Annotated in this window: 13 protein-coding genes; 8 read left to right on the plus strand and 5 right to left on the minus strand. The window is 42.0% G+C overall.

All coding sequences use genetic code 11. The annotated features are described in order from the left end of the window. Positions 1 to 211: 211 nt before the first annotated feature. The 3 genes from P4S60_RS03275 to P4S60_RS03285 all read left to right on the plus strand — a co-directional run bounded on the left by P4S60_RS03275 (position 212) and on the right by P4S60_RS03285 (position 3,261). The gene (locus P4S60_RS03275) at positions 212 to 913 is read left to right on the plus strand and encodes a DUF3581 family protein (RefSeq protein WP_337114988.1); all 702 of its coding nucleotides are present in this window, start codon (positions 212 to 214) and stop codon (positions 911 to 913) included. Positions 914 to 1,008: 95 nt separating this feature from the next. After that, complete coding sequence (locus P4S60_RS03280) at positions 1,009 to 2,244, plus strand: DEAD/DEAH box helicase (protein WP_337114989.1); 1,236 nt, start codon at positions 1,009 to 1,011, stop codon at positions 2,242 to 2,244. A 48-nt stretch (positions 2,245 to 2,292) separates the two neighbouring features. After that, on the plus strand, positions 2,293 to 3,261 hold the full coding sequence (locus tag P4S60_RS03285; RefSeq protein ID WP_337114990.1) for a sensor domain-containing diguanylate cyclase: 969 nt from the start codon (positions 2,293 to 2,295) through the stop codon (positions 3,259 to 3,261). Here P4S60_RS03285 and P4S60_RS03290 read toward each other — a convergent pair. After that, a complete protein-coding gene (locus tag P4S60_RS03290) occupies positions 3,258 to 4,214 on the minus strand; it encodes a methylenetetrahydrofolate reductase (RefSeq protein ID WP_119852347.1) in 957 nt (318 codons plus the stop codon). The two genes, P4S60_RS03285 and P4S60_RS03290, sit on opposite strands and share 4 nt — an antisense overlap. 247 nt (positions 4,215 to 4,461) lie before the next feature. On the opposite strand from P4S60_RS03290, the gene P4S60_RS03295 reads away from it, so the two are divergent. After that, entirely contained in the window at positions 4,462 to 7,347 is a 2,886-nt protein-coding gene (locus P4S60_RS03295) for a M16 family metallopeptidase (RefSeq protein ID WP_337114991.1), read from the plus strand. Between the two features lie 35 nt (positions 7,348 to 7,382). On the opposite strand, the gene P4S60_RS03300 is transcribed toward P4S60_RS03295, so the two are convergent. The 3 genes from P4S60_RS03300 to P4S60_RS03310 form a co-directional block, all read right to left on the minus strand. After that, a complete protein-coding gene (locus P4S60_RS03300) occupies positions 7,383 to 8,393 on the minus strand; it encodes a sensor domain-containing diguanylate cyclase (RefSeq protein ID WP_337114992.1) in 1,011 nt (336 codons plus the stop codon). 261 nt (positions 8,394 to 8,654) lie between these two features. Then, on the minus strand, positions 8,655 to 8,972 hold the full coding sequence (locus P4S60_RS03305) for a helix-turn-helix transcriptional regulator (RefSeq protein WP_337114993.1): 318 nt from the start codon (positions 8,970 to 8,972) through the stop codon (positions 8,655 to 8,657). Between the two features lie 3 nt (positions 8,973 to 8,975). Continuing rightward, the gene (locus P4S60_RS03310; protein ID WP_337114994.1) at positions 8,976 to 9,377 is read right to left on the minus strand and encodes a hypothetical protein; all 402 of its coding nucleotides are present in this window, start codon (positions 9,375 to 9,377) and stop codon (positions 8,976 to 8,978) included. Between the two features lie 341 nt (positions 9,378 to 9,718). Here P4S60_RS03310 and cysE point away from each other — a divergent pair, with 341 nt between their 5' ends. Next, positions 9,719 to 10,543, plus strand: coding sequence for a serine O-acetyltransferase (gene cysE, locus P4S60_RS03315; protein WP_063703348.1), 825 nt, complete (start codon positions 9,719 to 9,721; stop codon positions 10,541 to 10,543). A gap of 20 nt (positions 10,544 to 10,563) precedes the next feature. After that, positions 10,564 to 11,211, plus strand: a complete 648-nt coding sequence (locus tag P4S60_RS03320; RefSeq protein ID WP_337114995.1) for a hypothetical protein — start codon at positions 10,564 to 10,566, stop codon at positions 11,209 to 11,211. A gap of 2 nt (positions 11,212 to 11,213) precedes the next feature. On the opposite strand, the gene xseA is transcribed toward P4S60_RS03320, so the two are convergent. Then, positions 11,214 to 12,548: an exodeoxyribonuclease VII large subunit gene (gene xseA / locus P4S60_RS03325; RefSeq protein ID WP_337114996.1), complete on the minus strand. Its 1,335-nt coding sequence runs from the start codon at positions 12,546 to 12,548 to the stop codon at positions 11,214 to 11,216. Between the two features lie 134 nt (positions 12,549 to 12,682). On the opposite strand from xseA, the gene guaB reads away from it, so the two are divergent. Together guaB and guaA are read left to right on the plus strand one after the other, a co-directional pair. Then, complete coding sequence (gene guaB / locus P4S60_RS03330; RefSeq protein WP_105174811.1) at positions 12,683 to 14,152, plus strand: IMP dehydrogenase; 1,470 nt, start codon at positions 12,683 to 12,685, stop codon at positions 14,150 to 14,152. 100 nt (positions 14,153 to 14,252) lie between these two features. Then, positions 14,253 to 15,830, plus strand: coding sequence for a glutamine-hydrolyzing GMP synthase (guaA, locus tag P4S60_RS03335; protein ID WP_337114997.1), 1,578 nt, complete (start codon positions 14,253 to 14,255; stop codon positions 15,828 to 15,830). The last annotated feature ends 73 nt before the right edge of the window (positions 15,831 to 15,903 follow it).

The raw sequence follows: 15,903 nt of genomic DNA on the forward strand, positions 1-15,903 counted from the left end.
AGCTGGGCATAAGTGTTTACTATTCTGGGTTATTTGTTAATTGTTTCGTACAAATTGATACAATTTAAATTTTCCCTGTCGAAACCATTATTTTAGCTGATGTAATTTAACATTTGCTGAGTACGTGATTAATAATTAACAGATTCGACCTCTATTTTCATTTTATCTGGTAGTATAGTCAGGTTATAAGTAGTTTAAGCAGTGAACAATTATGTTAAGTCCTTATTATCAGCAACATGCTGATTACGTTTCTATCTCACGTGAACAAGGCTGTCGTTTCGCCAAGTTAGTGGCTGATGATTTCAATCCGTTACACGATAAAGATGCTAAAAAGTTTTGTGTGCCGGGCGATTTACTTTTTTCGCTGGTTTTAAACCGCTATGGCATCAGTGAAAAAATGGAATTCACGTTTGCAGGTATGGTTGATGAAAATTCAAAGCTGACTTTCCCTGAAGGTGCTGATGAATTTGCGATCACCGATGGCGAAAAAGTCATGTTAAAAGTGAAACGTGAAGGCGCTGTTAGCCAGTGCCCTGAGTTAACAAATAACTTAATCAAAAACTATGTTGAGTTCTCTGGCACGACCTTCCCGCATGTTATCATTCCATTGATGGGTAAGCAGGATGTGATGATCAGCCCAGCGCGTCCAATGGTGATTTACGAATCAATGCTGATTAGCCTTGATCGCCTTGATATCAGTGCACCTGAATTACAATTTGCTGAGCCTGATTTTGAGTTTACGGGCAAACGCGGCAAAATTACGCTTCGCTTTGATCTGTTAGAAAATGGTGAGAAAGTAGGTTCAGGTGAAAAGCATATGCTTGTATCTGGCATTCGTGACTATTGCCAAGCAACGGTTGATGACTTAATTAGTTTTTATAATCAACGTAAAGAATCACTTAAACCGGTGTAGTCATTACAGATTGTATAAAGGGCGCTTATTGCGCCTTTTTTGTTGCTGATGTTCCGCGTACAATAGCGCTTTTATAGCTAAATGTACTTCAGACTATGTCAGCAGCGACCTTTTCAGAATTAAATCTTGCCCCTGCATTGCTAACGGCTTTGCTAGAAGAGAACTATCACACTCCTACTGCAATTCAAGCGCAAACAATCCCCCTTATTTTAGCGGGTGCTGATGTCATGGGGAGTGCACAAACGGGAACGGGCAAAACCGCCGCGTTTGTTTTACCACTACTACACAATTTGTTATCTGCTGAAGTACTTCCAGATGCTGTCAAAATCCTGATTTTAACACCAACCCGAGAGCTCGCTCAGCAAGTATTTGCAAGTGTAGAGCGCTATGCTGCGCATACTGATATAAAGGCTGCACTGGCTTATGGCGGCGCCAGTATTGGCCCACAAATTAAAGCCATAAAAGGGGCACAGGTTGTGGTAGCAACCCCTGGGCGCTTACTTGATCATGTGATCAAAGGCAGTATTAAACTTTCAAGTATCAATGCCTTGGTATTCGATGAAGCTGATCGCATGCTTGATATGGGCTTTATAGATGAAATTAACCGCATCTTGCGCCATGTGCCAAAAGAACGCCAAACCTTACTTTTTTCAGCCACATTTGACGACAGCATCTTTAAACTCAGTAAGCAGTTATTAAATGATCCTAAACTAGTTGAAGTGAATAAACGCAATTCAGCAGCGGTTGAAGTTGAGCAGCTAGTTTATGCGGTTGATGAAGACCGTAAGCGTGAGCTGGTATCACATATGATTGGCATGAAAAATTGGCAGCAAGTACTGATATTCACTCGCACTAAGCAAACCGCCGATGTGCTTGCTAAAGAAATGTGTAAAGACGGTTTAAAAACCGAGTCTATTCATGGTGATAAGAGCCAAGGTGCGCGCGATAAAGCACTGCAAAATTTTAAATCAGGTGCGACAAGAGTACTGGTAGCGACGGATGTTGCTGCGCGTGGTCTTGATATTGCCTCATTAAAGTATGTGATTAACTATGAGCTGCCTTATGTGGCTGAGGACTACGTACATCGTATTGGTCGTACAGGGCGTGCTGGTGAGAAAGGGATGGCGATGTCGCTGGTTAGCATCGATGAACAGTGGCTATTAGACGAAATAGATATCTTACTCGACACCAGACTCACACCGCAGTGGTTACCAGGCTATGAGCCTGATTTAACCAAAGAGCCAAAGCAAGTTCGTAAAAATACGAATAAGGCACGCCGCTCACGCGATAAAAAGCGTATTTTAGGGCAAAAAAGTAGGAGACGTTCCTAAATTTGGCGTATATTTAGACTATCCTCCGGCTAAAGTTGAGAGTTTAGTATGTTAGAAGAGAATAAATGGACGTTCCGCCGCGCTGATAAACAGTTCTCCTTAGAAAAGTGGCAGAAAACAATTGATCTCATGACTGAGCTGTTTTCTGCTCCCGCAGGCTTCATCGTTCATAAAACAGATGATGTTTATCGTATTATCGTCTCCAGTGAGCAACAAGAAAACCCCTATGATGCCGGGGCTGAATTAAGCGCCGACGATAATATCTTCTGCAAAAAAGTACTGCGTGACATGGCACCGCTTTATGTTGATCACGCCAGTCAAGATAGTCAATGGGATGACAGCCCTCTGGTAAAAGATGGTTTTGAGTCTTATCTTGGGGTGCCAATTAGCTGGCCAAGTGGCGAGCCCTTTGGCACCTTTTGTGTTATGGATTTTAAACAAACCCATTATCAACAGAGCTTTTTAGAACTAATCGAGCAGCTTCGCGATATGGTTGAAGATGACCTTGCACTGTTAGACAACTTTACGCAAATGCGTGAAATTGCCATGCTTGATTCACTGACCAATATTTATAATCGCCGTGCAATAGACCTGCTTTGCCAACATAAATTAAATATATCGAAACGACTTGGTTTTGATATTAGTTGTCTATTTATCGATATAAACAGCTTTAAGCCACTCAATGATACGTATGGCCATGAAGTGGGCGATCTCGCGCTGATTTGTTTAGCTGACACCATGAAAGAATGCCTACGTGAAACCGATATTATTGGCCGCCTAGGGGGCGATGAGTTTATTGCGTTATTGCAAGTTCAGCCCGGTGATTGCATAGATAGTATCGCTGATAAGCTCAATACCACTTTCCAAGTGAATTTAGAGAAGCGTGGCATTCCTGTCACGAGTTTAAGTATTGGCTCTGGGGTAATAGCTCAGCCAAAAGAAAACTTTGCTGAGCTATTAAAACGAGCAGATGAAGATATGTATGAGAAAAAGCAAGCCTTTAAGGTAGCACGTTAAGCTATTTGCTTTTCAGCTAGGTTTAATTCCATGGTCGCTTTAAGTAATCGGTAAAGGTTAATTGACGCATCAATTTCTTCTTTACGGTTGGTTAAGCTCTCAATATTTAAACCTAGCGGTACATCTAAATGCGCGCAGCTTTGTAAAATTAAATCGAGATTTTCACGGCAAATACGCACTGATTCACTCAAGGTGTTTTCCGAATCTAACATACGGTATTTGGTAGCTTCAGGCACCGAAATACCTAACCACTCCATAAATTCCAAGGTCTTTTCACCACCACACGGGGTAAACGTTAGAATAATGCGTTTTGGTGTTGTGCCTTGTGCTTTACAGCTACGCGCATAGCTAGTGATCAAATCAATCGTCGCTTGGGCATTGTAAACGGCTTGCGAGATGAAAAACTTACAACCTTGTGCTGTTTTTTCAACTAAACGCTCATGTTCATTGCGTTTGCTGGCATGACGTTCGGCAATGGTAACGCCACCTAAAAACACATCACTGTCTTGCTTTGCTAAAGCTTTATACGCATCAGGTAGGCTCAATTTGATGTCACCATCAGATGATGGACTGCCTACTAGCACTAAATTTTTTAGTTCAAAGTCATTGCGTGTTTCATTTAACCACTCACTAAATTCAGCTTCACCACGCTGGGCTACGCTTTTATAAGTGATTACATCTAGTTGCGATAGATTGCGAAGTAACTGACTGTATTCACGAGGATCGACAGTCTCTTTAAACGGAAAAGGACGCGGCTTTGCAATACGGCTACTTTCATCTTGAATGTCGTAAATGATTACACCGTCGTATTCAATTTCGTGTAAACGACCAAGTAGCTTTTGGGCAATAGTTTCAAGCTGTGCTTTATCAGTACCAGACTTTGGCGGTGTGGTACCAATTAGGTAGACGCCTTGGTTGGTGTCTTCAATTTTCTCTTGTAATGATAAAGCCATAATCCTCATTCCAGCTCGTGCTAATGTCTATGCCAAACAATATAGCAGCCATTTAGACGTCTAGATAGATTTTTTTCTTGAAAGTTTTTCAATCACTATGAATTTTACTCAAGTTGAATGCTGGGCGTTTCGCTAAATTGACACACCTGTTTACATAAATAATTGTGCTGACCCTCATATTTTCTGGCACTTTGATGCATAATCAAGCAGCAATAAAGATGAGAAAAATAACTAACAAGGGAACATTATGAAATTTAGATTATTAGCAACCAGTGTTGCTGTAACACTGGCGCTGAGTGGCTGTGCAAGTAATTCACAGTCAAACATGGTTAAAGAAGTCGAAATTGAGCAGCTAGTAAGCCAAGACGATAGCCGTGTATTTAGCCAAGATTACCTATTAGAAGAGCTTGAGAATGGCCTTCGCGTGATGGTAGTAAAAACCGATTACCCAGATGTCGTATCACTGCAGATTCCGGTATCGGTTGGTTCGCGTAATGAAGTTGAAGCAGGTAAAACCGGTTTTGCACACTTCTTTGAGCATATGATGTTTAAAGGCTCTGAAAAATTTCCGCAAGATGTGTATTCAGATATTTTAAAGAACTCAGGCGTTGATAATCGTGCATACACAACCAATGATTACACTAACTACCATTTAAACTTTTCAAAAGAGCATTTAGATAAAGTACTTGAAATCGAAGCTGATATTTTCCAAAACCTGACTTACAGCGAAGAGCAGTTCCGCACCGAAGCGCTGACTGTAAAAGGTGAATATTTAAAGAATAATGCTAGCCCAATTCGCAAGTTACTTTCTGCCGTTCGTAACGAAGCATTCGAAAAGCATACCTATAAGCACACCACTATGGGCTTTTTTGAAGACATTGAAGCCATGCCTGATCAAATGGCTTACGGTAAAGAGTTTTTCGCTAAATTTTATAAGCCTGAGTATGTATCTTTAGTCATTGTTGGTGATGTTGATCCACAAGAAACCATGGCAATGGTTAAAAAGCATTGGGGTAATTGGAAAAAAGGTGATTACCAAGCAGATATTCCTGTTGAGCCTAAACAACAAGCAGCAAAATACATCCATGAGAAAAATGATGGTTTACCAGGTCACTGGTTGCTTGTGTCATACAAAGGCACGGCATGGGATCCTACTCAAAAAGACCGTGCAGCCCTTGATTTGATCTCGCAGCTGTATTTCTCTAACAACTCGGCACTTTATCAAGAGCTTGTTGTTGATAAACAAATTGCCAGCCAAATGTTTACCTATAACCCAGATACTAAAGATCCGGGTTTATTACATGTGTTTGTAAAAGTAGAAAACGAAGCGGACCTTGCTAAAGCCCGTGATGCGATTAACCGTACTTATGCACAAGCACGTACTGAGTTAGTTGATGCACAAAAGTTAGCTGATTTAAAATCTAACTTAAAATACAGCTTCATTAATGGCTTAGACTCATCGCAGTCAATTGCTTCAACGCTTGCAAGCTACATGCATTTTGAGCGCGACCCAGAGGTGATTAACCAACTTTACGCCACTGCTGATAGTATTACTCCAGAAGATATCAAAGCGGTAGCAAACAAATATTTTGTTGATTCAAGTCGTACCACAGTGACAATGTCGGCGCTTGATAAAGTGGCTGGTTTTGAGCAAGAAGTTGACTTAAATGCCTTGGTCGCTAGTATTGAGCAAGCCCCAACAGAACGTCACTTTAAAGTACTTGATAAAACAAATAGCTCACCACTGGTTGATGTTAACTGGTTATTTAATACCGGCGCAGCAGCTGATCCACATGGTAAAAAAGGTTTAGCGGCACTCACTGCTGCGATGCTAGCGCAAGGTGGCTCAGAAACCATGAGCTACAAAGATATTCAAAAAGCGCTATACCCACTGGCGGGAAGCTTTGGCTATCAAATCGATAAAGAGATGATTTCTTTACGCGGCCGTGTACATAAAGACAATGCAGCTAAGTGGTATGCACTTGTTAGCGACCAGTTGTTAAATCCTGGCTTTAGAGAAGATGATTTCAAGCGTCTGAAAAAAGAGCTTATTGATAGCATTAAAGCAGGTTTGAAAGCGTCAAATGACGAAGAGCTAGGTAAAGAAGTGCTTTATCATAAGCTTTACAAAGGCCATCCGTATGAAAGCTATAACTATGGTGATTTATCAGATCTAGAAGCGCTGACGCTTGATGATGTAAAAGCGTTTTATGCTAACCAGTTTACCCAATCTAAGCTAACCGTGGGTTTAATTGGTGCTATTCCGAGTGATGTTAAATCGACTATGATGAAAGATTTAACATCGCTTCCACAAGGTAAAGAAAGCCGCTTAACGATCCCTGATGCGCCAGTGCTAAAAGGGCATCATGCAACGATTGTTGAAAAATCAGCGCAATCTACCGCTGTGTCATTTGGTTTCCCAATCGATACAATTCGTAGCAGTGATGACTGGACCGCACTTTGGTTAGTGCGCTCGTACTTTGGCGAACACCGCAGCTCAAACAGCTTCTTGTATCAGCGCATTCGTCAAACCCGTGGTATGAACTATGGAGACTATGCATATATTGAGTACTTCCCGCGCGGTATGTTCCAAACTAAACCTGATGCTAACTTAGGTCGTTCAGAGCAAATTTTCCAAGTGTGGTTACGTCCGCTTCGTTCAAATAACGATGCGCACTTTGCAACACGTACGGCATTATTCGAGCTTGATAAGCTGATTAAAAATGGCATCAGCAAAGAAGATTTTGAAGCGACTCGTAACTTCTTAATTAACTTTGTGCCACAAATGGTTGCAAGCCAAGATCGCCAATTAGGTTATGCGCTTGATAGTGAGTTCTATAACACAGAGAGCTTTGTTGACTATGTGCGCGGCAAGCTTGAAAAGCTAACCCTTGATGATGTTAACCGTGTTATTCGCGATAACTTGCAAACAGAGAATATTCACTATGTGTTTATTACTGGTGACGGCAAAGACATGCAAAAACGTCTAGCCTCAGAGCAAACATCACCTATGGTGTATAACGCTGAAAAACCAGCAGAACTTGTTGCTGAAGATAAAGTGATTGCAGACTATAAGCTTGCAATACCTGCAAAAAATATTGCAGTACTTGATGTCGAAAAAGTATTTCAGTAATAACTGGATTAATAGACTCTAATCAATGCCCCTTACTAGGGGCATTGTTCTATGTTTAATGGCTCGATGTTATCAGCAATCACAAGCTGATTTCGGCCTGCTTCTTTTGCTTGATAAAGCGCGCTATCAGCCATTTCAATGAGTAACATGGCATCATCACTGCTACTAGGGTAAATAGTTGCTAAACCAATACTAACCGTCAAAGGATGACCGGCAAGCTCTGGTAATTGAAGTGTATATAGCGCCGCCATGAAATGAGTCATGAGTCTTTTTGCTTGATGGCATTGGGTATTACCGAGTACCAGTACAAATTCTTCACCGCCGTATCTAGCGCACAAGTCACCAGGTCTGCGAGTATAATCTGGTAATAGTTTTGCCACTTCTTTTAAGCAGATATCACCCACCAAATGACCAAAGTTGTCGTTAAGAGACTTAAAGTTATCAAGGTCAATCATGGCTAACGACAAGGGGTGCTTTAAACGTGCACAGCGACTCCACTCTTGCTTATAAAAATCATCAAAATGACGTCGATTAGCTATTTGTGTGAGACCATCGATACGGGCAAGTTCTTGTACTTGCTGCTCGGCGATTTTACGTTCGGTAATATTTATATGGCTGATGACGATAAAGCGTTTTGATGCATGCTCGAAGGGCACTGCTCGCATTAAAAACCAACGCTTGTCGGTATTGCTATGACATGGATATTCGAGGTAATACTCAGTTAATTGTTGGTTTATAACCTGACTAATACCAGATAAAGCTTGTGCACCAAACTCATCACCTTGCTGTGCAGCTGATTTACATATTGCGAGGTAGTTTTGAACTTCCCACTGGGTATTACACTGGCAATTATTTTCATCGCCAAAGGTTTGCCAACTGCGATTCACAAATTGAATATCACCTTTTTCATCAATTACAACAATATGCTTTGAGATCGTATCGAGTATTGATTTTAGAAACTCTTTTGATTCAACCACATTCGTTCCTAGCCATTGCCACTTCTTTAAGATTAGCAATAAATGCTGGGTTTTCACCGTGGTTTGCATAAATAACAATTAATAAGGTGTTGTCTTTTATTTATAGCTTGGCTATTTGAAAGTAGATATCTACAGATATTTGTAGGTGCTGATATGTAAAAACTGCCAGCACCTAGCTCAACGCTCAGTTCTGACAGTTATATTTTATTTATATGCTTGGAAATACTAAAGCATTGCGCCAATTTTAACACCTAGCGCAAATAGCATGGTTGCTATTACAAAGCCGATAAGTGTAGCGTAGCCGCGTTGTTCTTTGGTCATCTTTCACTCCTAAAAAATAATAAATACGGTTGCCATACCAAGGGCAAAACTGACAAACGAAGAAACCGCTACGATTGCAGCGAGATTTTGCTTACTCACTGCATGTGTTGTGCTTTGTTCTGGTGCTTCGTCATCAAGCTTAATAAGCTCGCCTTGGCGTACTTCAAACACTGCACATAGGCTCATGGTGGTTTCTTTTGATGCCGCACCTTCTTTTTCAACTCGTTGAATAGTACGTAGGCTTACATCACAAGCATCGGCCAGTTGCTGCTGCGTCCAATCGAATTTAAGCCTGAGAGCTTTTATTGTATTGGGATTCAATTGCATTACTTACTTCCCAAGAAATGGTTCAATAAAAGTAACAACTGCATAACCAGATATTGCGCCACCAAGAAAACAGCCTAAGGTAACCAAAGCCACTTGTTTTGGATTATCAGTAAGTGAGGTTTGTGTGCTCTGTTTTACTAATTTACCGGCTTTATAGAACGAACATTCAACCTTGCCTGTCAGTATATTTTTCATCTCAAATTTGACTGCGTAAGCATTACCTTGGTAGTTAAAGTCATGATGGCTTTTAAAGCCGAAGCTGCGCTTTTCACTAACCAATTCGTCGTTTACATATATTTTTTCTTTACCGCTCATGATGTGACCAAAGCAGGCGATTTGGTTATCACCATCTTGAAAGTAAAATTTATTGCCTAGCTTAAGTGAGTTTAGTACGTCGTTTTTCATCATCGTTTCCTTGTTTAGTTGATGATGTAAATTTAATGATTATTTTTGTTTTTTACGCCGTCAGCGATATGCCAGTTCCTATTTTGGCATATGACAGGCAAGATGTCATATCTGTTTTGTCATTGAAAAATAAGCACTTTAATTAAATCATGCCCATGGTATCAGAATTTGCTACTGTCATATGCGATTGGCAAAAAAGCACAGCAAAAAGAGTAAAAATAGGTATTGTTACTATGGTTATTAGATATAACCAGAACAAATAAACAACGGGTTAGTACATCTTGCTACAAATCCGTTAAACTTAAGGCTTAGCAGTTAGGTACAACCAGAAAGGCAATATTATGCGTCATGAAATTTGGCAAAAGCTTCGAGATGAAGCAAACGAAGTCGTTTCCCGTGAACCGCTTTTAGCAAGTCACGTTTATTCGTGCGTGTTGAATCATGAATGCTTAGGTTCGGCACTCAGCTTTATTGTGGCAAATAAGCTTGCTGATGCAGTGGTATCGGCATTTACTATTCGAGAATTATTCGACCAAGCCTTTGTTAAATGTGACCTAATGCTGACGCATGTAGCCCATGATATAAAAGCAGTTAAAGATCGTGACCCTGCGGCCGATAGTTACTTAACTGTAATTTTGAATCTTAAAGGCTTCCATGCAATACAAGCACATCGACTCGCACACTGCTTATGGCTGCAAAACCGAAAAGAGCTTGCTCGCTTCATTCAAAGCAGAACCTCAGAAGTATTTGGCGTTGACATCCATCCTGCTTGTAAAGTTGGTCATGGTATTATGTTTGACCATGCAACTGGGATTGTAATTGGTGAAACAGCGGTTATTGAAGATAACGTATCGATTCTTCAATCTGTAACCTTAGGTGGTACAGGAAACGAGCAAGGTGACCGTCATCCTAAAATCCGCGCCGGTGTTTTGATTGGCGCAGGCGCAAAAGTACTGGGTAACATCGAAGTAGGAGAGGGGGCGCGTATTGGTGCAAACTCTGTCGTGTTAAGTGCGGTTCCAGCGCACACGACAGTGGTTGGGGTACCTGCTAAAGTGGTCGGCAAACCGAGCTGTCCCTGTCCAGCAGAAAGCATGAACCAAAACTTTTTAGACGATGGTACGACTACCGCTAGTAATGCCTCTCACACCAGTGCTATGTTGTAGTTTTACACTATAAAAGAGCAATGGAATTGTCTAAATTATTCTTCGGATTAGCTGTTACAGCGTCATTTATATGTGGCGCTGTCGCTATGTCACTTTTTCAATCTACTCCACAACAACAGCCTCAAACTTATCAGCAAGAATTTATTGAACTGCAAGCTGTGGAAGTCCCAGCTCAGCAAGCTACATCTGTCATAAATAAAGAAGTCTCTGAAGTTAATTCAGACGTTGCGGTAGCGCCTAGCAAAAGCGAGCTTGAGCAACAAGTTGCAGAGCTAAAGTTGCAAGTTGAAAACCAACAAGCGGTGATTGCCAGTTACCGTTCAAGTGCAATACCTCCACAGCAAATCGACTCACATCTAGATGAGCTTTATACCTTGTTTGAAGAGCAAGCTCGGGATGAGGCGTGGGCCTACCAAGTTGAAACAGCCATGAGTGATTTTTTAATCATGGCAGATTTGCCAGTGCAACCACAGCTCAGTGTTTCTTCATGCAAAAGCTCGGTGTGTCAGTTTAAGCTATTGCAACCTGAGGGGAGTGATGACTTGCCAAGTCATTATTGGCGCAACCTGACCGATAAAATGATGGAGCAAAGCTGGTGGAAACAATTCAAATTTACCTCCACCACCTCAAGTGACGATAGTCTAACAATCATCGCAAGCACACAGTAATATCAAACAACTTTTGATTGTAGTTGACCATCAGCGAGTTCGGTGGTTATAAGCTCACCAGAACTTACATCGTTAACTGATTTCACCACGCCACCGTGCTGGTTTTTAGTAATGCTATAACCACGCGCTAACACACTAAGCGGGCTCACAGAATCTAAACGGCTCGCTTGTAATGAAAGCTGGTTTCGAGAACTTGAAAGTTGCTGCTGCATCGCTTGTGTAAGTCTTGCATGTAATTGCGCCAGTTGATGCTCGCTTTTCGCTAACTGCTTTTCGGGTGAACGTTGCATTAAGCGTGGTGTTAGGTTGGCAAGTACTCGCTCATATCGCTGGATTTTGCCACGCATTGCGCTGTGTAAGGCTAAACTAAGTTCGTCTAGTTTTTGCGTTTGTTGGTTAAGTTGATTACGCGGATGGCAAAGCTGTAAGCGGTGTTCAAATTGAGTCGCGGTACTGCGCTTTACTGCTAAAGCGTGTTTAAAGGCGTGATTTAAGTGCCTAACTAACTGCGTAACCTTGTTATGTAGCTCTTCGGTATTTGGGCTAACAAGTTCTGCGGCTGCAGACGGGGTTGCGGCGCGAATATCGGCGACATAATCACTAATCGTGGTATCGACCTCGTGACCAACGGCGCTAACGATGGGTAAATGACTGGCAAAAATAGCGCGGGCTAGTTGCTCATGGTTAAAACACCATAAATCTTCAAGTGAACCACCACCGCGGCCTAGTATAAGCACATCTACTTCGTTACGCTGGTTGGCGATGCTTATTTTTTCTATCAATTGGCTGTGGGCATCTGTGCCTTGCACCATTGCTGGATAAATCACAACTTCAAGCTGCGGAGCGCGGCGTTTAAGCACTGTCAGAATATCGCGAATAGCTGCTCCTGTGGCTGAGGTGATCACCCCAACACGGTTAATATTGGTTGGTAATGGTTTTTTGTGGGCTGAGCTAAACAGGCCTTCGGCAGCTAAGCGCATTTTAAGCGCATCAAATTCTTGTTTTAATAAACCTTCACCCGCAGGAGCCATGTGTTCAACAATTAGTTGATAATCACCACGAGGTTCGTATAAAGATACGCGGGCACGCACGGTTACTTGTGCACCATTGCTCGGGCGAAAAGTTTGGCCGCGATTATTGCCGCGCCACATCGCTGCTTTTACCTGTGCTCGGTCGTCTTTTAAAGTAAAGTACCAGTGTCCAGATGCTGGGGCTATAAAGTTAGAAATTTCACCATTTAAGATAAGCGACGAAAAGCCTTGTTCTAAAACATGGCGAATTTCCTTATTTAGGCGCGAGACCGTATAAACAGGCTGTGTTGTGTGCGTAAAAGCCATTAAAAACCCCAGTAAAAAATTCTCTGTGTACTTTAACACAAATAAATGAATAATTTTATTTACTCGTGCTCATAACGCTGATAAAATTTGGCCGCAATTCCTTATACTCAGATCCACATGTGAGAAGTTGCACTATGCTAAGAATCGCTAAAGAAGCTCTTACCTTTGACGACGTACTACTTGTACCAGGTCATTCTACTGTTTTGCCACACACGGCAAATATTTCAACTCGCTTAACGCGTGGTATCAATCTTAACTTGCCGCTAGTTTCAGCATCTATGGATACTGTAACTGAAGCACGCTTAGCGATTGCTCTAGCGCAAGAGGGCGGTTTAGGTTTCATCCACAAAAACATGACAATTGAAGAGCAAGCTAAAAACGTACGTAAAGTTAAAACGTACGAAGCGGGCATTGTTTCTTTCCCTGTTACTGTGACTGCGGATCTTACAATTGCTGATGCTATCGCACTTTCAGAAGAAAAAGGTTTTTCAGGTTTCCCTGTAACCGACGCTGACAATAACCTTGTAGGTATTGTTACAAGCCGTGATATGCGTTTTGAAACGAAACTTGAGCAGCCTGTTTCTACAGTGATGACGAAAAAAGATTCGTTGGTAACTGTTAAAGAAGGTGCAGACCGTGATGAGATCTTAGGTCTAATGCACGAGCACCGTATCGAAAAAATTCTTGTTGTTGATGATGCATTTAAGCTAAAAGGCATGATCACTGTAAAAGATTATCAAAAAGCACAAGACAAGCCACACGCATGTAAAGATGAGCAAGGTCGTCTTCGTGTAGGTGCCGCTGTTGGTGTTGGTCCTGGTACTGACGAGCGTATCGCAGCTCTTGTTGAAGCAGGTGTTGACGTATTACTTATCGATACATCACATGGTCACTCACAAGGTGTAATCGACCGTGTTGCTCAAACACGTCAAGCATACCCAGATCTACAAATCGTAGCAGGTAACGTTGCAACAGCTGAAGGTGCGATTGCCCTTGCTGATGCGGGTGTTGACGCTGTTAAGGTAGGTATTGGCCCAGGTTCTATCTGTACTACTCGTATCGTAACAGGTTGTGGTGTACCACAAATTACAGCGATTTCTGACGCAGTTGAAGGCTTAAAAGGCCGCGATATTCCTGTTATCGCTGACGGTGGTATTCGTTTCTCAGGTGACATCGTAAAAGCACTTGTTGCCGGTGCATCATGTGTAATGGTGGGTTCAATGTTAGCGGGTACTGAAGAAGCACCGGGTGAAGTTGAGCTATACCAAGGTCGTTACTATAAGTCTTATCGTGGTATGGGTAGCCTTGGCGCTATGAACCAAAAAGAAGGTTCATCAGACCGTTACTTCCAAAAATCGAACGAAGCAGACAAGCTTGTTCCTGAAGGTATCGAAGGCCGTGTTGCTTATAAAGGTCCTATCGCGACAATCATTCACCAACAGGTGGGCGGTCTTCGCAGTGCAATGGGCTTAACAGGCTGTGCAACAATTGAAGAATTAAATACAAAACCTCAATTTGTTCGCGTTACTTCAGCGGGTATGGGTGAGTCACACGTTCACGACGTACAGATCACTAAAGAAGCGCCAAACTACCGCCTAGGTTAATTACCTTAAGGTATTGAAATTACATGGGCTAGCTTTTGCTAGCCCTAATTTATTTATCATCTCCCTTTGGGAGAGCAGTTCCTGACTAACGAGATACTCCATGAGCAAAGACATTCACGATTCACGAATTCTCATTTTAGATTTTGGTTCGCAATACACACAGTTAATCGCACGTCGTATACGTGAGATTGGTGTTTACTGTGAGCTATGGGCATGGGATGTAACTGAAGAGCAAATCCGCGAATTTAATCCACAAGGTATTATTTTGTCGGGTGGCCCTGAGTCTACAACACTTGAAAACAGCCCACGTGCTCCTGAGTATGTATTTAATGCAGGCGTTCCAGTACTTGGTATTTGTTACGGCATGCAAACAATGGCAATGCAACTGGGTGGTAGCGTACACAGCTCTGATAAGAAAGAGTTTGGTTATGCGCAAGTTGAGAAAGTAGGTAACTGTGCGTTATTCGATGCTATCGAAGACCACATTACTGACGGCGGTGCTGGCGTACTTGACGTTTGGATGAGCCACGGCGATAAAGTGATGGAAGTACCAGAGACTTTCAAAACAACTGCTAAAACATCAACATGTCCACATGCGGCAATGTCATGGGAAGAAAAGCGTTTCTACGGCGTACAGTTCCACCCAGAAGTAACTCACACTCATCAAGGTCAACGTTTACTTGAGCGTTTTGCAATTGATATCTGTGGCTGTGAAAAGCTATGGACACCAGCTAGAATCATCGATGATGCTATTGAGCGTATTAAGCAAACAGTGGGTGATGACGAAGTTATCCTAGGTTTATCAGGTGGTGTTGATTCATCTGTTGTGGCTATGCTTATTCACCGTGCAATCGGCGACAAGCTAACGTGTGTATTCGTTGATAACGGTCTTCTTCGTTTAAACGAAGGTCAGCAAGTTATGGACATGTTTGGCAACAAGTTTGGCCTAAACATTGTTAAGGTTGATGCTGAAGATCAATTCTTAGCAGACTTAGCTGGTAAATCAGACCCAGAAGATAAGCGTAAAGCGATTGGCCATACCTTCATTAAAGTATTCGATGAGCAAGCTAAAAAGCTGAAAAATGCTAAATGGTTAGGTCAAGGTACTATCTACCCAGACGTAATCGAATCTGCTGCATCAGCAACAGGTAAAGCACACGTAATCAAGTCTCACCACAACGTTGGTGGTTTACCAGACGACATGAAAATGGGTCTTGTAGAGCCATTACGTGAGCTATTTAAAGATGAAGTACGTAAAATTGGTCTTGAGCTTGGCTTACCTTACGACATGCTATACCGTCACCCATTCCCGGGTCCTGGTTTAGGTGTTCGTGTACTTGGTGAAATCAAGAAAGAGTACTGTGATTTACTACGTCGCGCAGATGCAATCTTCATCGAAGAGCTACACAAAGCTGAGCTTTACCATAAAGTAAGCCAAGCATTCACTGTATTCTTACCCGTTAAATCGGTAGGTGTAATGGGTGATGCACGTAAATACGACTGGGTTGTATCACTACGTTGTGTAGAAACAATCGACTTTATGACGGCACGTTGGTCACACTTACCTTATGAATTCTTAGGTGTGGTTTCAAACCGTATCATCAACGAAATCGATGGTATCTCTCGTGTTGTTTACGATATTTCAGGTAAGCCACCGGCAACAATCGAGTGGGAATAATTTTGTTATTCTGACCTGAATTGGTATAAAAACGGCGAATTAGCTTGCTAATTCGCCGTTTTGTTTATTTAAG

Origin of the sequence: Pseudoalteromonas sp. Hal040 (assembly GCF_037162425.1) — a bacterium.
Taxonomy (GTDB): domain Bacteria; phylum Pseudomonadota; class Gammaproteobacteria; order Enterobacterales; family Alteromonadaceae; genus Pseudoalteromonas; species Pseudoalteromonas gelatinilytica.